The 19,737-nt window shown below is 70.7% G+C and carries 17 protein-coding genes; 9 read left to right on the forward strand and 8 right to left on the reverse strand.

All coding sequences use genetic code 11. The annotated features are described in order from the left end of the window. Together RBJ77_RS36060 and RBJ77_RS36065 are read left to right on the forward strand one after the other, a co-directional pair. Window positions 1-1,783 (forward strand): SpoIIE family protein phosphatase (locus RBJ77_RS36060; protein WP_372348809.1); only part of this gene is annotated, 1,783 nt, incomplete at its 5' end. 117 nt (window positions 1,784-1,900) lie between these two features. After that, a complete protein-coding gene (locus RBJ77_RS36065; protein ID WP_372348810.1) occupies window positions 1,901-3,367 on the forward strand; it encodes a catalase in 1,467 nt (488 codons plus the stop codon). 67 nt (window positions 3,368-3,434) lie between these two features. On the opposite strand, the gene RBJ77_RS36070 is transcribed toward RBJ77_RS36065, so the two are convergent. Then, entirely contained in the window at window positions 3,435-5,684 is a 2,250-nt protein-coding gene (locus RBJ77_RS36070) for a transglycosylase domain-containing protein (protein ID WP_372348811.1), read from the reverse strand. A 274-nt stretch (window positions 5,685-5,958) separates the two neighbouring features. On the opposite strand from RBJ77_RS36070, the gene RBJ77_RS36075 reads away from it, so the two are divergent. The 5 genes from RBJ77_RS36075 (at window position 5,959) to RBJ77_RS36095 (ending at window position 11,237) form a co-directional block, all read left to right on the forward strand. Then, window positions 5,959-6,888, forward strand: coding sequence for an SPFH domain-containing protein (locus RBJ77_RS36075; RefSeq protein WP_372348812.1), 930 nt, complete (start codon window positions 5,959-5,961; stop codon window positions 6,886-6,888). Then, window positions 6,885-7,118: a hypothetical protein gene (locus RBJ77_RS36080; RefSeq protein WP_372348813.1), complete on the forward strand. Its 234-nt coding sequence runs from the start codon at window positions 6,885-6,887 to the stop codon at window positions 7,116-7,118. Before RBJ77_RS36075 ends, RBJ77_RS36080 begins: the two co-directional genes overlap by 4 nt. Before the next feature lie 530 nt (window positions 7,119-7,648). Then, window positions 7,649-8,176, forward strand: a complete 528-nt coding sequence (locus RBJ77_RS36085; protein WP_255975260.1) for a PadR family transcriptional regulator — start codon at window positions 7,649-7,651, stop codon at window positions 8,174-8,176. Next, entirely contained in the window at window positions 8,173-8,871 is a 699-nt protein-coding gene (locus tag RBJ77_RS36090) for an ABC transporter ATP-binding protein (RefSeq protein WP_372348814.1), read from the forward strand. Before RBJ77_RS36085 ends, RBJ77_RS36090 begins: the two co-directional genes overlap by 4 nt. Further along, window positions 8,868-11,237: an ABC transporter permease gene (locus RBJ77_RS36095; protein ID WP_372348815.1), complete on the forward strand. Its 2,370-nt coding sequence runs from the start codon at window positions 8,868-8,870 to the stop codon at window positions 11,235-11,237. Before RBJ77_RS36090 ends, RBJ77_RS36095 begins: the two co-directional genes overlap by 4 nt. Before the next feature lie 64 nt (window positions 11,238-11,301). Here RBJ77_RS36095 and RBJ77_RS36100 read toward each other — a convergent pair whose 3' ends face one another. From RBJ77_RS36100 to RBJ77_RS36115, 4 genes are all read right to left on the reverse strand, one after another. After that, complete coding sequence (locus RBJ77_RS36100; RefSeq protein WP_372348816.1) at window positions 11,302-11,730, reverse strand: hypothetical protein; 429 nt, start codon at window positions 11,728-11,730, stop codon at window positions 11,302-11,304. Window positions 11,731-11,734: 4 nt separating this feature from the next. Then, complete coding sequence (locus RBJ77_RS36105; protein ID WP_372348817.1) at window positions 11,735-12,139, reverse strand: roadblock/LC7 domain-containing protein; 405 nt, start codon at window positions 12,137-12,139, stop codon at window positions 11,735-11,737. A gap of 103 nt (window positions 12,140-12,242) precedes the next feature. Next, a complete protein-coding gene (locus RBJ77_RS36110) occupies window positions 12,243-13,181 on the reverse strand; it encodes a MarR family transcriptional regulator (RefSeq protein ID WP_372348818.1) in 939 nt (312 codons plus the stop codon). A 179-nt stretch (window positions 13,182-13,360) separates the two neighbouring features. Beyond that, window positions 13,361-14,329, reverse strand: coding sequence for a LysR substrate-binding domain-containing protein (locus RBJ77_RS36115; protein WP_372348819.1), 969 nt, complete (start codon window positions 14,327-14,329; stop codon window positions 13,361-13,363). Between the two features lie 134 nt (window positions 14,330-14,463). Here RBJ77_RS36115 and RBJ77_RS36120 point away from each other — a divergent pair, with 134 nt between their 5' ends. Then, window positions 14,464-15,018, forward strand: a complete 555-nt coding sequence (locus RBJ77_RS36120; protein WP_164300746.1) for a peroxiredoxin — start codon at window positions 14,464-14,466, stop codon at window positions 15,016-15,018. A gap of 15 nt (window positions 15,019-15,033) precedes the next feature. Beyond that, entirely contained in the window at window positions 15,034-15,564 is a 531-nt protein-coding gene (locus RBJ77_RS36125) for an alkyl hydroperoxide reductase (RefSeq protein ID WP_372348820.1), read from the forward strand. Window positions 15,565-15,655: 91 nt separating this feature from the next. Here the strand turns inward: RBJ77_RS36125 and RBJ77_RS36130 are convergent, their stop codons facing one another. From RBJ77_RS36130 to RBJ77_RS36140, 3 genes are all read right to left on the reverse strand, one after another. Further along, the gene (locus tag RBJ77_RS36130; protein WP_372348821.1) at window positions 15,656-17,017 is read right to left on the reverse strand and encodes an AI-2E family transporter; all 1,362 of its coding nucleotides are present in this window, start codon (window positions 17,015-17,017) and stop codon (window positions 15,656-15,658) included. 124 nt (window positions 17,018-17,141) lie between these two features. Then, a complete protein-coding gene (locus RBJ77_RS36135) occupies window positions 17,142-17,873 on the reverse strand; it encodes a transglycosylase SLT domain-containing protein (protein ID WP_372348822.1) in 732 nt (243 codons plus the stop codon). 401 nt (window positions 17,874-18,274) lie between these two features. Then, a complete protein-coding gene (locus tag RBJ77_RS36140; RefSeq protein ID WP_255975250.1) occupies window positions 18,275-19,600 on the reverse strand; it encodes a PhoH family protein in 1,326 nt (441 codons plus the stop codon). Window positions 19,601-19,737: the final 137 nt, after the last annotated feature.

The following is a 19,737-nucleotide window of genomic DNA, read 5'->3' on the forward strand; positions in this document are numbered from 1 at the left end:
CGCCGAGCGCCGCTCCGGCCAGCCGCGCCCGTCCGGTCAGCCGGTCGCGATGCGGCGTGACGGCGACCGGCTGCGCTTCGTCGGCGCGGCCACCCGGCGGATCGCCCGCGGCATCGACCTCGACGAGATCGTGATGGGGCTGTGCCGGGCCACGGTGCCGACGTTCTCGGACGCGATCCTGGTCTATCTGCGGGAGCCGCTGCCGGTCGGCGACGAGCGGCCCACCGGGCCGATGGTGCTGCGGCTGCGCCGCACCGACCGGATCCCGGACTCCGCCGACGACACCGAGACGGAGAACGGCGGCACACCCTCGGCGATGACCGCCCAGCAGCCCGAACTGGCCCCGGGCAGCGCCGAGTTGTGCGAGGTGCGGCCCGGTGGCCCGCTCGCCGAGGTGCTGCGCGGGGTCCGTCCGGTGTTCGCCGACTCGCCCGCCGCGCTCGCGGCGCTGCCCGAACTGCTGGGCGGGGAGCGGTCGTTGCCGACCGGTCGCCGCGCGATCCTGGCGCCGCTGCGGGGGCGGCGCCGGGTGATCGGCGCGGCCGTGTTCCTGCGCCGCCCCGACCGGGCCGCGTTCGACGCGGACGACCTGCTGGTGGCCGGGCAGCTGGCCACGCACAGCGCGCTCGGCATCGACAAGGCCGTGCTGTACGGGCGCGAGGCGTACATCGCGGACGAGTTGCAGCGCACGATGCTGCCGGAGACGCTGCCGCGCCCCACCGGGGTGCGGCTCGCGTCGCGCTACCTGCCGGCGGCGGAGACGGCGCGGGTGGGCGGCGACTGGTACGACGCGATCCCGCTGCCGGGCAGCCGGGTCGCGCTCGTCGTCGGCGACGTCATGGGGCACTCCATGACGTCGGCCGCCATCATGGGCCAGCTGCGCACCACCGCGCAGACGCTGGCCGGGCTCGACCTGCCGCCGCAGGAGGTGCTGCACCACCTCGACGAGCAGGCCCAGCGGCTCGGCACCGACCGGATGGCGACGTGCCTGTACGCCGTGTACGACCCGGTCTCGCACCGCATCACCATCGCCAACGCCGGGCATCCGCCGCCGGTCCTGCTGCACCTGGGCGGGCGCGCCGAGGTGCTGCGAGTACCGCCGGGTGCGCCGATCGGCGTCGGCGGGGTCGACTTCGAGGCCGTCGAGCTGGACGCGCCCGCGGGCGCCACGCTGCTGCTGTACACCGACGGGCTCGTCGAGTCGCGGCTGCGGGACGTGTGGACCGGGATAGAGCAGCTGCGCGAGCGGCTGGCCGCGACCGCGCAGTTGACCGGGCCCGACCATCCGCCGCCGCTGGAGGCGCTCTGCGACGACGTCCTCGACATGCTCGGCCCGGGCGACCGGGACGACGACATCGCGCTGCTCGCGGCCCGGTTCGACGGGATCGCGCCGAGCGACGTCGCGTACTGGTTCCTGGAGCCGGAGGACGCGGCGCCGTCGCGGGCGCGCAGGCTGGCCAGGAGCGCCCTGGCCCGCTGGGGTCTCGAGGAGATGACCGACGCGGTCGAGCTGCTGGTGAGCGAGGTCGTGACGAACGCGGTGCGGTACGCCTCGCGGCCGGTGACGCTGCGGCTGCTGCGGACCGACGTGCTGCGCTGCGAGGTGGGCGACGACGTGCCGCAGCTGCCGCGGCTGCGCCAGGCCCGGGCGACCGACGAGGGCGGCCGGGGACTGTTCCTGGTCAACCGGCTCGCCCGGCGCTGGGGGGCGACGCGGCTCAGCACCGGCAAGGTGGTGTGGTTCGAGCTGGCCAGGCCGCAGTCGGGCGCCGCGACGCCGTAGCCCGCCCGGTCCGGTGCCGGGGAAATGTTGCCGACGGGGTGTCGGCGGAGTTGACTGGTGCGGGTGACCAAAGCGTGACATGACCCCCGAACCCCCATGAAACGACGGGAGGACGTCGTGACCGAGGCGCCCCGGAACACCCCGTACACGACCACCAACGCAGGCATCCCGGTGGAGAGCGACGAACACTCGCTGACCGTCGGGCCCGACGGCCCGATCCTGCTGCAGGACCACTACCTCATCGAGAAGATGGCCCAGTTCAACCGCGAACGGGTCCCCGAGCGGGTGGTGCACGCCAAGGGCAGCGGCGCGTACGGCGTCTTCGAAGTCACCAACGACGTCAGCCAGTTCACCAAGGCGGACCTGTTCCAGCCCGGGAAGCGGACCGAGGTGCTGGCCCGCTTCTCGACCGTGGCCGGCGAGCAGGGCTCGCCCGACACCTGGCGCGACCCGCGCGGCTTCGCCCTCAAGTTCTATACGGAGCACGGCAATTACGACATGGTCGGCAACAACACGCCGGTCTTCTTCGTGCGCGACCCCATCAAGTTCCAGGACTTCATCCGCTCCCAGAAGCGCACCATCGACAGCGGGCTGCGCGACCACGACATGCAGTGGGACTTCTGGACGCTGTCCCCCGAGTCCGCCCACCAGGTCACCTGGCTGATGGGCGACCGGGGCATCCCGAAGACGTTCCGGCACATGGACGGCTTCAGCTCCCACACCTACATGTGGGTTAACGGCGGCGGCGCGAAGTTCTGGGTGAAGTACCACTTCAGGACCGACCAGGGCAACGAGTTCCTCACCCAGCAGGAGGCCGACGAGCTGGCCGGCTCGGACGGCGACCACCACCGGCGCGACCTGTTCGCGTCGATCGGCCGCGGGGACCACCCGAGCTGGACGCTGAAGATGCAGATCATGCCGTTCGAGGACGCGGCGGACTACCGCTTCAACCCGTTCGACCTGACCAAGGTGTGGCCGCACGCCGACTACCCGCTGATCGAGGTCGGCCGGATGACCCTGAACCGGAATCCGGAGGACTTCTTCGTCCACATCGAGCAGGCCGCCTTCGAGCCGTCGAACCTGGTGCCCGGCATCGGCCCGTCCCCCGACAAGATGCTGCTCGGCCGGCTCTTCTCGTACCCGGACACGCACCGCTACCGGATCGGCCCGAACTACCTCCAGCTCCCGCCGAACCGGCCGCACTCGCAGGTCAACTCGTACGCCAAGGACGGCCCGATGCGCTACGAGCCGCCGAACGTGGCCCGGCCCTACGCGCCCAACTCGTACGGCGGCCCCGCGGCCGACGTGCAGCGGTTCGGCGACCCGGCGGGCTGGGCGACGGCCGGGGAGATGGTCCGCGAGGCGTACGCGCTGCACCGCGAGGACGACGACTGGGGCCAGCCGGGCACGCTGGTGCGCGAGGTCCTGGACGACGCGGCCCGCGACCGGCTCGTGGACAACATCAGCGGGCACCTGCTCGACGGGGTGTCCCGGCCGGTCCTCGACCGCGCTCTGGAGTACTGGAGCAACGTCGACAAGACCCTCGGCGAGCGGGTGGCCGCGAAGGTGAACGGCGGAGGCTGAGGCCGGCCGTACGGACGCGAAGGGGCCCGGAACCGTGCGGTTCCGGGCCCCTTCGCGTACGCGCCGGTCAGTTGGTCTGCCGGCCTGCCTGTCTGCCCGACCCGTCGCCGTCGGCCGGGTTCTCCGGGATGCCGATCGTCGGTGTCGTCGGGTCGGTGGGCGGCTCGACGGTCTGCGTCGGCTCGTCCGTCGGCGGCTCGGTGGTCGGCGTCTCGCTCGGCGTCGTCGGGGTCGACGGCGGCGTCGAGGACGGCTCCTCCGTCGGCGAGGCCGGGGTCGAGGGCTCCTCCGTCGGCGTGACCGGGGCCTGCGTGGTGGGCTCGACGCCCGCACCCATGTCGGTGTCGAGGTCGAACTCGCTGCCCGCACTCGTCGCGTTGAACATGTACTGCGCCCAGATCCGCGCCGGGAAGCTGCCGCCGTCGACGCGGCCGCCGCCCGCGGCGCCGGTCATCGGCACCTGCTGGTTCGCCTTGGCCGTGCCCTGCGCGCCCTCGCCGAACAGGCCCACCGAGGTGACCAGGTCCGGGGTGTACCCGGTGAACCAGGCCGACCGGTTGTTGTCGGAGGTACCGGTCTTGCCTGCGACCTGCTGGCCGTCGCGGCCCGGGTTGTCGCGGACCGAGGCCCGCGCGGTGCCGTCGTCGACCACACCGGTGAGGACCGAGGTGACCGAGTCGGCGGCGCCGCGGCTGATGACCTGCTCGCCGACGGCGTCCGGCAGCTCCGACTTCTCGCCCTTCACCGACACCGACTTCACGATCTGCGGGGTGACCAGCTTGCCGTGGTTGTCGAGGGTCGCGTAGACACCGGCCATCTCCAGCGGGCTCGCGCCCATGGTGCCGAGGGTCTGGGCGTAGTACGGCTTGAGGTCGGCGCCGTCCATGCCGAGCTTCTTCGCCATCTCCATGACCTGGTCCATGCCGACGTCGGCGCCCATCTGCGCGAAGACGGAGTTCACGGACTTGTTCATGGCGGTCTGCACGGTGACCGGGCCGTAGCTGTGGTCGTCCTCGTTCGGCGGGGCGAAGCCGACCTTCCTGCCGTTCTCGACGACCGGCCGCTTGTTGGTGCCGTCGTAGATCGTGCTCGCCTTGATGGACGACCCGTTCTGCGTCTTGGCGTTGTCCTCCAGGGCGGCCGCGAGGATCAGCGGCTTGAACGTGGAGGCGGGCTGGTAGTCGGTGCGCGTGGCGTTGTTGCGCCAGTGCTTGGTGAGGCCCTCGCCGCCGTACATCGCGACGATGATGCCGGTCTTCGGATCGACCGAGACGGCGCCGGCCTGCACGTTCGCGTCGGCCTTGCGGTTCTTGCGGTCGAGGTGGTCGGTCAGCTGCGCCTTGACCGACTTCTCCAGCTGCTGCTGCTTCTTGCGGTCGATGTTCAGGGTGATGGTGTAGCCGCCGGCGTCGAACTGCGCGTCGGTCAGGTTGAGTTCCTTCATCACCTCGGCCTTGGCGGCCTGGTAGAGGTAGCCCTCCTGGCCCTGCAGCCCGGCGGCGGCCTTCGGCTTCTCGGGCTCGTCGAACTTCAGGCCCTGCCGCTCGCTCGCGCCCAGCCAGTGCATGTCGACCATGTTGTCCAGCACGTAGTTCCAGCGCGCCGTGGCCAGCTTCTTGCCGGTGTCGGAGGCGATCGCCCAGTCGTACTGGTTCGGGGCCTGGAGCAGGGCGGCGAGGTACGCGCCCTGCGAGACGTTCAGCTTCGAGGCGTCCTTGCCGTAGTACGCCTGGGCGGCGGCCTGGATGCCCCAGGCGCCGCGGCCGTAGTAGCTGGTGTTGATGTACCCGGCGAGGATCTCGTTCTTGGTCTTCTTCTGGTCGACCTTCAGCGAGATGACCAGTTCCTTCAGCTTGCGCGTGACGGTCTGGTCCTGGGTCAGGTAGTAGTTCTTCACGTACTGCTGGGTGATCGTCGAGCCACCCTGCTTGCCCTTGCCCGTGACCGTGTTCAGGACACCGCGGGCGGTGCCCTTCAGGTCCACGCCCTTGTCGTTGTAGAACGTCTTGTTCTCGGCGGCGACGAAGGTGTGCTGGACCTCGGGGGATATCTCCGACAGGTCGACGATCTCGCGGTTGACCTCGCCGGTGCGGGCCATGACCCTGCCGTCGCTGTACTTGTAGATGTTGCTCTGCAGCTCGGCTTCCGGGTTGCCCTCGGGTACGTCGATCAGCAGGTACAGCACCACGAACGCGCCCATGCACAGCAGCACGAAACCGAAGAACGCGCCCAGGATCTTCTTCCAGGTGAAGAAGCGGCGTATGCCCGACGGCCGCGCCGCGCGCTTGCGCGCCATTCTCGCATCCGCTCGGCCCATGACCTCTTGCTCCGCTTCTTCTTCCCGTGACCACGTTCCGTGGCCCGTGTGTTCGTGTTCCGTACTGAATCAGCTCATGAAGCTAACACCGTCACTTAAGGCAAAACCCTGCCCTTCCGGTCATTTCCGGACGTGACAATCAGCACCTGACCCATGGGAACCGACGATCCAGGGGTGCGGATGGTTGCCGGGCGGCGTAAAGTGATATCACTTTGCTAGACGGGTTCATGCCGCACCGGTCACGAACCGCCAGCTCAGAGAAACGGGGACTGCCATGTCCGAGACGGACGCCACACCCGACGTACCCACGATGCCGAAGGCCCGTGTGCGCGAGGTCACGGCCCACAGCATCGGCGGCGGGCTCGCCCTGCTGCTCGGCCTGATCGGCCTGCTGGTGGGCGCGGGCCTGATCGCCACCGCCACCGCCCTCGACTCGAACGGCGCCAAGGCGCTGCTGATCGTCCTCGGCGTCGTGATCGCGGTCGGCGCCTTCTTCGCGATGTGCGGGCTGAACATGGTGGCGCCGGGCGAGGCCCGCGTCGTCCAGCTCTTCGGCCGGTACCGCGGCACGATCCGCACGGACGGCCTGCGCTGGGTCAACCCGCTCACCTCCCGCACCAAGATCTCCACCCGCGTCCGCAACCACGAGACGGCGGTCCTCAAGGTCAACGACGCGTACGGCAACCCGATCGAGCTCGCCGCGGTCGTCGTCTGGAAGGTGGAGGACACCGCGCAGGCGACGTTCGAGGTCGACGACTTCCTGGAGTTCGTCTCGACGCAGACCGAGGCGGCCGTGCGGCACATCGCCATCGAGTACCCCTACGACGCGCACGACGAGGGAGGCCTCTCGCTGCGGGGCAACGCCGAGGAGATCACCGAGAAGCTCGCCGTCGAGCTCCACGCGCGGGTCGAGGCGGCCGGCGTCCAGATCATCGAGTCCCGGTTCACGCACCTCGCGTACGCGCCGGAGATCGCCTCGGCGATGCTGCAGCGCCAGCAGGCCGGTGCCGTGGTCGCGGCGCGCCGCCTCATCGTGGACGGCGCGGTGGGCATGGTCGAGGACGCGCTCGCCCGGATCACCGAGCAGGACTTCGTGGCGCTGGACGAGGAGCGCAAGGCGGCGATGGTGAGCAATCTGCTGGTCGTGCTCTGCGGTGACCGTTCCGCGCAGCCCGTCCTCAACACCGGGACGCTCTACCAGTGACCCCGCGTCCGCGTAAGCAGGTTCTGCTGCGGCTCGATCCGGCCGTGTACGACGCGCTGGCGCGGTGGGCCGGGGACGAGCTGCGCTCCGCGAACGCCCAGATCGAGTTCCTGCTCCGCAAGTCCCTCGCCGAGTCGGGCCGCCTGCCGGGGTCGACGGGGCCCATCCCCCGGAGGGGTCGTCCGCCCAAGACCCCGACGCCGCCCGAGGATCCCACGACGGACGCCTGACGGCGGGCCAGCGGGCCTTCTCGCACAGTTCCCCGCGCCCCCTGAAAGGCCGACTGCATCCGCGGGCCGGTGGGGGCTTCTCGCGCAGTTCCCCGCGCCCCCTGAAAGGCCAACTGCGTCCGCGGGCCGGTGGTGGGTTGCTCGCGCAGTTCCCCGCGCCCCTGGAATGCACGCCCTTCGGGCGGCATGCCAGGGGCGCGTCGCGTGGGGGGAGGCAGTGGCGAAGCCGCAGGCCTCCAGGGGCGCGGGGAACTGCGCGAGAAGCCCCACCACCCGCACCCCGCGACGAACGACCAGCCCGGCAGACGCAGTCGGCCCTTCAGGGGCGCGGGGAACTGCGCGAGCAACCCACCACCGGGCCGCAGCCCGCGACGAACGATCAGCCCGGCAGACGCAGTCGGCCTTTCAGGGGCGCGGGGAACTGCGCGAGCGACCCACCACCGGGCCGCACCCGACACCACACCCCACCCGGCAGGGCTATGCACCCCGGGTATACACCCCACGTATACACACGGTGTAGAGTCCTCCGCATGTCCATCGGCCACACCCTTCTCGGGCTGCTCGAATCCGGGCCCCGCCACGGTTACGACCTCAAGCGCACCTTCGACGAGACCTTCGGGCACGACAAGCCGCTGCACTACGGGCAGGTCTACTCGACCATGTCCCGCCTCCTGAAGAACGGCCTCGTGGAGGTCGACGGGATAGAGGCGGGCGGCGGCCCGGAGCGGAAGCGGTACGCGATCACCGACGCCGGCATCACGGACGTCCAGCGCTGGCTGGCGACGCCCGAGAAGCCGGAGCCGTACCTCCAGTCGACCCTGTACACGAAGGTCGTCCTCGCGCTGCTGACCGACCGCGACGCCGCGGAACTGCTCGACGCGCAACGCTCCGAGCACCTGCGCCTGATGCGCGCCCTCACCGAGCGCAAGCGCAAGGGCGACCTCGCCGACCAGCTGATCTGCGACCACGCCCTGTTCCACCTGGAAGCCGACCTGCGCTGGCTGGAACTGACCGCCGCGCGCCTCGACAAGCTCGCCGCGGAGGTGCGCCCCTCATGAGTTCCACCCCGACCCCCGCCGGTTCGCTGCTGACCGCGACCGACCTGCACAAGGCGTACGGGCCCACGCCCGCGCTCGACGGTGCCTCGTTCTCGGTCCACCCGGGCGAGGTCGTCGCCGTCATGGGCCCCTCGGGCTCCGGCAAGTCGACCCTGCTGCACTGCCTCGCCGGCATCGTCACGCCGGACTCCGGCACCATCACGTACGACGGCCGCGACCTGGCCGGGATGTCCGACGCGGAGCGCAGCGCCCTGCGCCGCGGCGAGTTCGGCTTCGTCTTCCAGTTCGGCCAGCTCGTCCCGGAGCTGACCTGCGTGGAGAACGTCGCGCTGCCGCTGCGGCTGAACGGCGTGAAGCGTAAGGAGGCCGAGCGCCGGGCCACCGCCTGGCTGCAGAAGCTGGAGGTCGACGGCCTCGCGGACAAGCGTCCCGGCGAGATGTCCGGCGGTCAGGGCCAGCGCGTCGCCGTGGCCCGTTCGCTGGTCACGAACCCGCGCGTGCTCTTCGCCGACGAGCCGACCGGCGCCCTGGACTCCCTCAACGGCGAGCGCGTCATGGAGCTGCTCACCGAGGCGGCCCGCGGCGCGAACGCCGCCGTCGTCCTGGTCACGCACGAGGCCCGGGTCGCGGCCTACTCCGACCGCGAGGTCGTGGTGCGCGACGGCAGGTCCAGGGACATGGAGTACACCCGATGACCCTGCTCGACGACCGCCCGACCCGCACCACCCCCGCGCCCACCCGGCCGGGCCTCGGCGGCCGGCTGCGCGACCTCGGCCTCGGCATCCGGTTCGCCGTGTCCGGTGGCCGCGAGGGCTGGATCCGGGCCCTGCTCACCGCGGTCGGCGTGGGCCTCGGCGTGGCCCTGCTGCTCGGCGCGGCGAGCGTCCCGACGTTCCAGCAGGAGCGCGACGCGCGCGGCGACGCACGCCAGCTGGGCGTCGGCACGGACGACCGGCTGAAGCCCGGCGACCGCACGATGCTCGCCGTCGACGCCTCGTCGGAGTACCGGGACGTCACGGTCGGCGGCTATCTGCTGCGCCCCGAGGGCGCGCACCCGCCGCTGCCGCCCGGCGTCGACAAGCTGCCGGGTCCCGGCGAGATGGTCGTCTCGCCCGCGCTCGACCGGCTCCTGCACTCCGCCGAGGGCAAGCTCCTCAAGGAGCGCTACGACTACCGCACCGTCGGCACGATCCACGACGCCGGTCTCGACAACCCCTTCGACCTCTACGTCTACGTGGGCAGCGACTCGATCAAGGACGGCACGGACACGTCCCGCATCGACCACTTCGGGATGAACTATCCGAAGGAGCCGATGGATCCGGTCCTCATCGTGCTCATCGTCCTGGCCTGCATCGTCCTGCTCGTCCCGGTCGCCATCTTCATCGCGACGGCCGTACGGTTCGGCGGCGAGCGGCGCGACAAGCGGCTCGCCGCGCTGCGGCTGGTCGGCGCGGACGTGCCGATGGCCCGGCGGATGGCGGCGGGCGAGACGCTGTTCGGCACGCTGGTCGGGCTCGTGCTCGGCGTCGTCTTCTTCCTGGCCGGGCGGCAGTTGCTGGGTGTCGTGGAGATCTGGCGGCTGTCGGCGTTCCCGTCCGACTTCGTGCCGGTGCCCGCGCTGGCGGTGCTGATCCTGGTGGCCGTGCCGCTGGCCTCGGTCGCCGTCACGGTGTTCGCGCTGCGCTCGGTGGTGATCGAGCCGCTGGGCGTCGTGCGCAGCGGCCGGGTCCGCGGCCGTCGCCTGTGGTGGCGGCTGCCGGTCCCGGTCGTCGGAGTCGCGCTGCTGCTCGCGTCGGGCCCCGGTGACACGCTCGGCACGCGCGGCGTCGTACAGATCTCGGCCGGCATCGCGTTCACCCTGATCGGTCTGGTCCTCGTCCTGCCCTGGGTGGTGGAGGCGACCGTACGACGGCTGCGCGGCGGCCCCGTGCCGTGGCAGCTGGCCGTGCGCAGGCTCCAGTTGAGCACCGACGGCGGCAGCCGCGCGGTCGCCGGCATCACCATCGCGGTGGCGGGCGGCATCGCCCTGCAGATGTTCACGGTCGGCATCAACGACGACTTCAACAAGAAGACCGGTCAGGACCCGTCGCGGGCCCAGCTCGGCGCGAGCGCGGGCTTCGCCAGCGGCGAGCTGGCCGAGCGGATGGTGACCGAGTTCGGCGCGACCAAGGGCGTCCGGTCGGTCATCGGCACCGTGGACAGCTGGGCGAGCCGGAGGGGCGCGAAGCCGGACGCCGACGGCATCCTGGCCTCCGTGTCGGTCTCCGTCGGCTCCTGCTCCACGCTGCGCGAGCTGGCGAAGGTGGACTCCTGCCGGGACGGCGACGTCTTCCGCGTCGAGGGCGCCGAGAACGCCAGTATCGACGACGAGCTGAAGATCGCCCCGCCCGGCGCGAAGCTCGACGTCGGCGACCCGGCCGTACGCTGGACGGTCCCCGCGGACGCCCGCACGGTGCACTCCCGGCGCGACCCGGGCGGCCACTACTTCGGCGGCCTCCTCGTCACCCCGGGCGCCCTGGACGTGCGCGAACTGGGCAACGCCTCGACGTCGGCGCAGGTCCAGGTCGACCCGAGCGTGCCGGACGTCCTCGACTACGTGCGCAACACCGGCTTCGCGATCAACCCGGGCATGCACATGTACGTGTACCAGACCACGCAGCGCGACAGCGAGTACGCCAGTATCCGCTCGGGCCTCTTCACGGCCGCCGCGCTCACCATGACGCTCATCGCGGCGTCCATGTTGGTCTCGCAGATCGAGCAACTCCGCGACCGCAGGCGCCTGTTGTCGATCCTGGTCGCCTACGGCACCCGGCGCTCGACGCTCGCCTGGTCGGTGCTGTGGCAGACCGCGATCCCGGTCGTCCTCGGCATGGCCGTCGCCGTCACGGGCGGCCTCGGCCTGGGCTGGCTGATGCTCCGCATGGTCGACAAACCGGTGACGGACTGGTTCCTGTTCCTGCCGCTGGCGGGCGTGGGCGCGGCGACGATCGCGGCGGTGACGCTGCTGAGCCTGCCTCCGCTGTACCGGATGATGCGCCCCGAGGGCCTGCGGACCGAGTAGCCGACCGCTCCGCCCCGCCGAAGGGCCCCTCCCCGCACCGCGGGGAGGGGCCCTTCGGCGTGCCTCAGAGGCTGAACTCCTTGATCACGCGGCGCACTTGGGCGACGAGCATGCCCACGTTCACGGACTTGCGGCACACCGTCACGGAGACGATGTCCTGCTGCTCGTTCAGCCGGACGAACAGATGGGTGATGTTGTCGCTGTTGACGAGGATCTCCTGGAAGAAGTGGTTGTCGTGCTCCTGATTGCGCCGCTCCTTCCAGACGTCCTCGATCATCAGGACGGTGCGGCCCTGGAACAGGTCGAGGGTCGCTCCGGCCAGCAGGTCGAGGACCTCGGGCGGATGGTTGTCGACGGTCTCGTAGGCCAGCAGCATGCCGGTCGACATGTCGACCACGCCCGCGGCGACACAGTCGGGTGCCTCGGTGCGCAGGCTCTTGACCAGGCTCACGACCTGGTCGGAGAAGTTGGCGTTCAGGCGTTTGGTCGCCATGCCGTCACACGCCTTCCGGGGTCTTCTCGGGTTCCGGGTTCTTCGCGGTGAGGATCGCCTCGATCCGGTCGAGGGCGGGCTGGGTCGCCGTGTGCAGCCGCTCCACGTCGAGCCCTTCGTCGCCGAGGACGACCATGAGGGCGGTGTCACCGACCGCGTAGCAGGCGGCGCAGCCCCGGCTGCCGTAGGTCACGGTCCGGCGCAGCGCCCCGCGGGACGCCAGGTCGGTGGTGCGCCGGGCGAGTCCGAGGCCGGCCGCGGCGACGGCGGCCAGCCCCTCCCGGTCGATGGAGTCGGCGGTGTCGGCGGCGATGAGCAGTCCGTCCGCTGCCGCGACGGCCGTGTCGGTTATTCCGGTCACCTGCTCGCGCAGGCCGCGCATTTCCTGCGCGAGAGCGTTGTGGTCCATGGGTCCAACCCCCCGGGTGCGGAGTGCATCTGATCGTGATCTTCGCTTCGCGCTCCTCGACCGCCGGCACGTCCTGCGCTGCCGCCACGGACCAGGAGTTATCTCAACTCGCCTGACTGTCCTGCGAGTTGACGGATTCATTGATGCCGCTGGCGCCGGGGCTGCGGCGCGGCAGATCGTCCGCGTCCGTCGCCGGCTCCTCGTCCGCCGGCGGCTCCGGGTCCGCGGCCCGCTCCGCCGCGTCCGGCTCAGGTCCCGGCAGCGGCAGGGCCCGCAGCCGCTGGCCCACGCCGTGTCGCGCGGCCGCCGGGCTGAGCGGGATGGGCGGCGGCTCCTCCACCCGCTCCAGCAGCCCTTCGCCCAGCATCCGGGCGACCTCGACGGTGACGGCGTAGACGCCGCGCCCGGTGAGGAAGGCGAGGTCGCGGGCGCTGCGCCGGCCGTCGGCGTGGGCCAGCAGTTCGCGCCGCAGTGCGGTGAGCCCCTCGGTCCACTCGGCACCGGGCGCGGCCACGGTGCGTTCGCGGTCCGGGCTCACGGGGCACGCCAGCGTCTCGACGGCGGCGAGCCGGCGGTCCGCGTCCTGCAGCAGCCGCCAGGGCGACTCGCCGTACGGGGACGGTGCGGCCGGCTCGGCCTCGGCATCGCGCTCGCAGTCGTCCAGCCGCCCCGCGACGATCGCGAACACGGCGTCCCGCATCGCCATCAGACAGACCACCCGCAACTGCGCCGCGCCGGCGTACTCCCGGGCGATCAGACCGGCGGCGGGCCAGGGCGATCCGCCCGCCTCCCGCACCAGTTCGGCCCACTGCTCGTCGCTCACCCGGCCGGAGCGCAGCAGCAGCGCCTCAGGACCCGGCGAGCCGGGGCTCTCCACCGCGACGACCAGGCCGCCCCGCAGGTGCAGGGTGCCGCCGGGCGTCCCGGTCACCCGGACCCGGCCGGTGAACTCCTCGCGCTCGCAGGCGGCCAGCTCCGCCGCTAGGAGGTCGCACCCGGCCCGGTCGGAAGACCCCCACCCGTCCTGCTCCGTACCCGACATCGCACCCCCCGGAATTTCGCACAGACGCCTGACGCGTCGCACTCAGGGGGCATGTTGTATCAGCCGGGGCGCACGCCTCCGGGGCTCGTTTCCTACCTGCCCCCACCTGACGCGAGTTGAAGCAATCGGCCGCACAAACGCCCATGCCCGAGGCACATTTGACCGGTTGCCAAGTGCCTTCAGTCGGCGGTGAGCACCCGGACGGGCAAGGGCTTCAGGGCCGCGCGCAGCGCCACGGCCAGCTCCTCGTACTCGGTGCCGCGCGCGGCGCCGGTGCGCATGGCGAGGGCGACCCGGCGCGACGGGGCCGGTTCGGCAAAGCCGCCGGTGAGCAACTGGGTGCTGCGGGCGGTCTCGACGCGCAGCGCGGTCCTGGGCAGCAGCGTGCAGCCGAGACCGCCGGCGACCAGCTGCACCAGGGTGGAGAGCCCGGCCGCGGTCGTGGTGACGCCGACGTCGTCGCCGCGCCCCGCCTCGCGGCAGATGTCGAGCGCCTGGTCGCGCAGGCAGTGCCCTTCGTCGAGCAGCAGCAGGTTGAGCTCGCGCAGCGCCTCGCGCGGAATCCCCTCCCGTCCGCCGAGCCAGTGGTCGAGCGGCGTGACGAGCACGAAGTCCTCGTCGAACAGGGGGAGTTCGGTGACGCCCGGCACACCGAGCGGCACCGCGAGCAGCAGCAGGTCGAGCCGCCCGGCGGCGAGCCCCTCGACGAGCGACGAGGTCTGTTCCTCGTGCACCTGGAGGTCGAGGTGCGGGTACTTCTCGTGCACCAGACGCAGGACCGTGGGCAGCAGGTACGGCGCGACGGTGGGGATCACCCCGAGCCGCAGCGCTCCGGTGAACGGGGCCCGCACCGCCTCGGCGTCCTCCATCAGCGCGCCGACCTCGTCGAGCACGGCCTTGGCCCGCACCGCGATCCGCTCACCGGCCGGGGAGAGCAGCACCTTGCGCGTCGTACGCTCGACGAGGGTCACCCCGAGCGTCTCCTCCAGCGCCGACACGGCACCGGACAGGGCCGGCTGACTCATCCCTATCGCCGCCGCCGCGTCCCGGAAGTGCAGGTGCTCGGCGACCGCGGCGAACGCCCGCAACTGCGCCAGGCTCGGCTGACGCTTGCGCCCGCTCGCGGGTTTTCCGTTCTGTACGGCCACTGATAGCCACCTCCGATCAACACGACCGAGTCTAGCTATTTCCATAATCAATGCACCCTGTGCCACGATCTTGAGCAGTCCAACCCATGGGAAGGTCCCCCAAAAAGGGACCTTTCTCGCTGCAAGGAGTGCGTGTGCTCACTGTCGGTGACAAGTTCCCCGAGTTCGACCTGACCGCCTGTGTCTCGCTGGAGAAGGGCTCGGAGTTCGAGCAGATCAACCACAAGACCTACGAGGGCAAGTGGAAGATCGTCTTCGCATGGCCCAAGGACTTCACCTTCGTGTGCCCCACCGAGATCGCCGCGTTCGGCAAGCTGAACGACGAGTTCGCCGACCGTGACGCCCAGGTCCTCGGCTTCTCCGGCGACTCCGAGTTCGTGCACCACGCCTGGCGCAAGGACCACCCGGACCTGACCGACCTGCCCTTCCCGATGCTGGCCGACTCGAAGCACGAGCTCATGCGTGACCTCGGCATCGAGGGCGAGGACGGCTTCGCGCAGCGCGCCGTCTTCATCGTCGACCAGAACAACGAGATCCAGTTCACGATGGTGACCGCCGGTTCCGTCGGCCGTAACCCCAAGGAGGTCCTCCGGGTCCTCGACGCGCTCCAGACGGACGAGCTCTGCCCGTGCAACTGGAGCAAGGGCGATGAGACCCTGGACCCGGTCGCGCTGCTCTCCGGCGAGTGAACGGACTGATCTGACATGGCACTCGACGAACTGAAGTCCGCCATACCGGACTACGCCAAGGACCTGAAGCTCAACCTGGGCTCGGTCATCGGCAACTCGGACCTCCCGCAGCAGCAGCTGTGGGGCACGGTCCTGGCGTGCGCCATCGCCTCCCGCTCGCCGCGCGTGCTGCGCGAGCTGGCGCCGGAGGCCGAGGCGAACCTGTCGCCCGAGGCGTTCAAGGCCGCCAAGTCGGCCGCCGCCATCATGTCGATGAACAACGTCTTCTACCGCACGCGTCACCTGCTCTCGGACGACGAGTACGGGACGATGCGCGCGGGCCTGCGGATGAACGTCATCGGCAACCCGGGCGTCGACAAGGTCGACTTCGAGCTGTGGTCGTTCGCGGTCTCCGCGATCAACGGCTGCGGGATGTGCCTCGACTCGCACGAGCAGGTGCTCCGCAAGGCCGGCGTCGACCGCGACGTCGTCCAGGAAGCGTTCAAGATCGCGTCCGTGATCCAGGCGGTGGCCGTCACGGTCGACGCCGAGGACGTCCTGGCGTAAGCCGTAAAAAGGCCCGCTGCTGTCCAGGTACTTGGACAGCAGCGGGCCTTTTCTTTCCAGGGACACGGGGCTCCGCCCCGGACCCCGCTCCTCAATCGCCGGAGGGGCTGGAGTGCGGGGCCACGTCCACCGCCGTCGCCCCCCGCGGCACCGGCGCCGACCGGATCGACCCCTCCCGCGACCACGCCCGCAGATAGACGACCACCGTGTTGGTCACGGCCACCAGCGGCACCGCCACCACCGCTCCCCCGATCCCGGCCACCATCCCGCCCGCCGCGACGGACAGCACCACGGCCAGCGGGTGCACCCGCACCGCGCGGCCCAGGATGAACGGCTGGAGGATGTGGCCCTCGATCTGCTGCACGGCGAGCACGACGGCCAGCGTCATGACGGCCGTGAACACGCCTTGCGTCACCAGCGCCACGACCACCGCGAGGGCACCCGAGACGACCGCGCCGACCAGCGGGATGAACGCGAACAGGAAGATGAAGACGGCGAGCGGCACCGCCATCGGCACGCCGAGGAAGAAGATGCCGAGGCCGATGAAGATGGCGTCGATCAGAGCGACTATCACCGTGCCGCGGACGTACGCCGTCAGCGTGCGCCACGCCCGCGGGCCCGCGCCCGCGATGCCCGGACGGGCCTGCGCCGGGACGAGCTTGAGGGTCCAGTCCCAGATCCGCCGGCCGTCGTAGAGCAGGAACAGCGTCGAGAACATCGTGAGCAGGATGCCGGTCATCGCCTCGACGATGACGGTGACGCCTTCGAGGCCCGCCGAGGTGATCTCGTCCGTGTTCGCGCCGACCGCGTCGCGAAGCGACTTCGCGATCTCGTTGATCTGGTTGTCGGTGACGTGGAAGGGGCTGTTGAGCAGCCACTTCCTGAGCTCGTCGATGCCGTCCTGGATCTGGTCGGAGAGCGTGTCGATGTTCTCCTGGACCTGCCAGACCACGAACCAGCCGACGAGTCCCATGATGACGAAGCCGAGGATCGCCGTCAGGGCGGTGGCGAGGCCGCGCGGCACCCCGTGGTTGCGCAGCCGCGCCACGGTCGGCTGCAGCAGCGCGGTGATGAGCAGCGCCGCGATGAACGCGAACACCACCAGCTGAACCGAGCTGATGACCTTCATCAGGACCCAGAGGGCGCCCGCCAGGACGAGCAGCCGCCAGCCCGCCTCCGCCGCGACCCGAAGTCCCCACGGCACGGCGGCGACCGGCTCCGGCCGGGACGCTATGGCCGGCGCGTAGGCGGGAGGGGCGGGCACGTGGTCGCGCGGCGACTCGCCGGCCACCGCTTCGGCCTGTCCGTCCGGCACCGGAGCCGGGGCGGGCCGGTCGCCGGGCAGGTCCCGGGCCTCGGCGCGCTCGGCCTCGGCGCGACGCTCGTCCAGGCGCTCGCCCACCTTGCTGATTCCTGCGCCGACTCGATCGAGCCAGCCGGGAACACGCGACATCATCCGTCCTTTTCCCCCGTGCGCTCTCACCACTCCCCCCGGAGCCTGTGGCTCAGACCGTACATGGCCGAAGCCCCTCACCGTAGGACGGTGAGGGGCTCCGCGAGGTTGAGAACCGTGGTGCTCAGTACCAGCTGTTGGCCTGCCAGAAGGACCAGGCCTCGCACGGGCTGCCGTAGCGGTCGTTCATGTAGTTGAGGCCCCACTTGATCTGCGTGGCGGGGTTCGTCTGCCAGTCGGCGCCGGCCGAGGCGTACTTGCCCGCGGGCAGCGCCTGGAAGAGGCCGTAGGCGCCCGAGGAGGCGTTGACGGCCTTGTAGTTCCAGCTGGACTCGTGGTTCACGATGTTGCTGAAGCACTGGAACTGACCGGACGGCACCATCTGGCGCGCCATCGCCTGGATCTGGGCGACGGAGTACGACGACTGGGTCGAGAAGCTGGAGGCGTCGCGGGTCTCGGAACGGCTGGCGGCTTCCTTCTTCGCCTCAGCGCGCTCCTTGGCCTCCTTCTCGGCCTTCTCCTTCGCGTCCTGCGCGGCCTGCTGCTTGGCGATCGCGTCCTCGGCGGCCTTCTTGCGGGCCGCTTCCTCCGCCGTCTTCTGTGCCGCGTTGTCGGCCGCGATGGCCTGCGTCTGTGCCTGCTGCGTCAGGGACGCGGTCTGCACCTGGGCCTGCTGACCCGCGGGTATGTCGGCGAGGAGGGTCGCGTCGCCTGCCGTGGCCTCAGCCTCGTTCGAGGGCTGAGCGGTGCTGCCCGAGGCAACACCCACGACGGCGCCGACTGTGGTGACCGCGGTGGCCGAGGCCACTGCGAATCCCCGGACCGAAATCCGGCTCACACGGTTTCCTTCCAGCATCGCCCGCTCTGGTGTGACCCCTCGCGGACGCAATCGTGCCCCTGGCACTGGCCTCCCAACTGACGGGTCACGGGAGGCACGGGCCCGGTGGGCAACTCCCTTGCGGAAGGCGCCGCGTGGTGCTCGGGCGGCATACGACGGCCGGTATGGAGTTCAAGGTGCAGCTGGTGCTGCGGTGGTGCTGTACCGCTGGGGGTACGCAAGTGTCGTATGCGGGGCCTGACAGGACCGTGACTCTGCCGTATTCGGACGCCGCAAGGCAATTCTGTGTTGCGTGGGAAACGTCACACCCCGTTTGCCCCACGGGTTTTACGGAAACGAGCACGCGTCAAGACGCCGCCCGGCTAAGCTCTCTCGCTTCGCCGGGCGGCGCCGAATACCGCGAACTACCTCTGACTACCTCAGATTTGGCCGTCTTCGAGCATTTCGGTCACCAGGGCCGCGATCTGCGACCTCTCCGAGCGCGTCAGCGTGACGTGCGCGAACAGCGGATGACCCTTCAGCTTCTCGACGACGGCGACGACCCCGTCGTAGCGCCCGACCCGGAGGTTGTCGCGCTGGGCGACGTCATGGGTGAGGACGACACGGGAGTTCGCGCCAATTCGGGACAGAACGGTCAACAGGACGTTCCGTTCCAGGGATTGGGCCTCGTCCACGATCACGAACGCGTCGTGCAGCGAGCGCCCGCGGATGTGCGTGAGCGGGAGCACCTCCAGCATGCCGCGGGCCGTGACCTCCTCGATGACCTCGCGGCTCGTCACGGCGGACAGCGTGTCGAAGACCGCCTGCGCCCACGGCCCCATCTTCTCGGCCTCGGTGCCCGGCAGATAGCCGAGCTCCTGCCCGCCCACCGCGTACAGCGGCCGGAACACCATCACCTTCTGGTGCTGGCGCCGCTCCAGGACGGCCTCCAGGCCCGCGCACAGGGCGAGGGCGGACTTGCCGGTGCCGGCCCGGCCGCCCATCGAGACGATGCCGACGTCCGGATCGAGCAGCAGGTCGAGCGCGATCCGCTGCTCGGCGCTGCGCCCCTTGAGGCCGAAGGCCTCGCGATCGCCGCGCACCAGCCGGACGTTGCCCTCCGGCGTGACCCGGCCCAGGGCCTTGCCGCGCTCGGAGTGGATCGTCAGACCCGTGTGGACGGGGAGGTCGGCGGCCTCGGGGACGTACACGCTCTCCTCGTCGAAGAGGAGGTCCACCTGTTCGGCGGGCAGCGTCAGTTCGGACATCCCGGTCCAGCCGGAGTCCGTGATGGCGAGTTCGGCGCGGTACTCCTCGGCGAGGAGACCGACCGACGACGCCTTGATCCTGAGCGGCAGGTCCTTCGAGACGACGGTGACGTCGAACCCCTCGGCCTGCAGATTGCGGGCCACGGCGAGGATCCGGCTGTCGTTGTCACCCAGGCGGTAGCCCGAGGGCAGGACGCTGGGGTCGGAGTGGTTGAGCTCGACGCGCAGCGTGCCGCCCAGTTCCCCGGTGGGGATCGGGGCGTCCAGACGGCCGTGCCGGATGCGGTAGTCGTCGAGCAGGCGCAGGGCCTGCCGGGCGAAGTACCCGAGCTCCGGATGGTGCCGCTTGGCCTCCAACTCCGTGACCACGACGACAGGAAGGACCACTTCGTGTTCGTCGAATCGGGTCATGGCGTTCGGATCGGCCAGCAGGACGCTGGTGTCGAGAACATAAGTGCGCCGGTCGGGCTTGGGGAGGCGCTTGTTGCTGGTCACCACGGAAGGACGTACCCCCTCGGATGAGGTCGGGGAGCGACAGAGGGTTCAGGACCGGTCCACGGCCGCGCTGCGCGGGCCGGGGTCCGGCCCTCCAAGTCGTCGTCCGTACCCATCTGCGTACGGTCCACCTGGTGCAA

This window comes from Streptomyces sp. KL116D, assembly GCF_030766975.1.
Taxonomy (GTDB): domain Bacteria; phylum Actinomycetota; class Actinomycetes; order Streptomycetales; family Streptomycetaceae; genus Streptomyces; species Streptomyces longispororuber_A.

What these genes read in the sequence shown, in the direction of transcription:
- RBJ77_RS36135 (WP_372348822.1), bottom strand. Translation starts at nt 17,873, where the DNA reads ATGCTGGAAGGAAACCGTGTGAGCCGGATTTCGGTCCGGGGATTCGCA.
- RBJ77_RS36095 (WP_372348815.1), top strand. Translation starts at nt 8,868, where the DNA reads ATGACCCTGCTCGACGACCGCCCGACCCGCACCACCCCCGCGCCCACC.
- RBJ77_RS36125 (WP_372348820.1), top strand. Translation starts at nt 15,034, where the DNA reads ATGGCACTCGACGAACTGAAGTCCGCCATACCGGACTACGCCAAGGAC.
- RBJ77_RS36105 (WP_372348817.1), bottom strand. Translation starts at nt 12,139, where the DNA reads ATGGACCACAACGCTCTCGCGCAGGAAATGCGCGGCCTGCGCGAGCAG.
- RBJ77_RS36085 (WP_255975260.1), top strand. Translation starts at nt 7,649, where the DNA reads ATGTCCATCGGCCACACCCTTCTCGGGCTGCTCGAATCCGGGCCCCGC.
- RBJ77_RS36100 (WP_372348816.1), bottom strand. Translation starts at nt 11,730, where the DNA reads ATGGCGACCAAACGCCTGAACGCCAACTTCTCCGACCAGGTCGTGAGC.
- RBJ77_RS36070 (WP_372348811.1), bottom strand. Translation starts at nt 5,684, where the DNA reads ATGGGCCGAGCGGATGCGAGAATGGCGCGCAAGCGCGCGGCGCGGCCG.
- RBJ77_RS36090 (WP_372348814.1), top strand. Translation starts at nt 8,173, where the DNA reads ATGAGTTCCACCCCGACCCCCGCCGGTTCGCTGCTGACCGCGACCGAC.
- RBJ77_RS36075 (WP_372348812.1), top strand. Translation starts at nt 5,959, where the DNA reads ATGTCCGAGACGGACGCCACACCCGACGTACCCACGATGCCGAAGGCC.
- RBJ77_RS36110 (WP_372348818.1), bottom strand. Translation starts at nt 13,181, where the DNA reads ATGTCGGGTACGGAGCAGGACGGGTGGGGGTCTTCCGACCGGGCCGGG.
- RBJ77_RS36130 (WP_372348821.1), bottom strand. Translation starts at nt 17,017, where the DNA reads ATGTCGCGTGTTCCCGGCTGGCTCGATCGAGTCGGCGCAGGAATCAGC.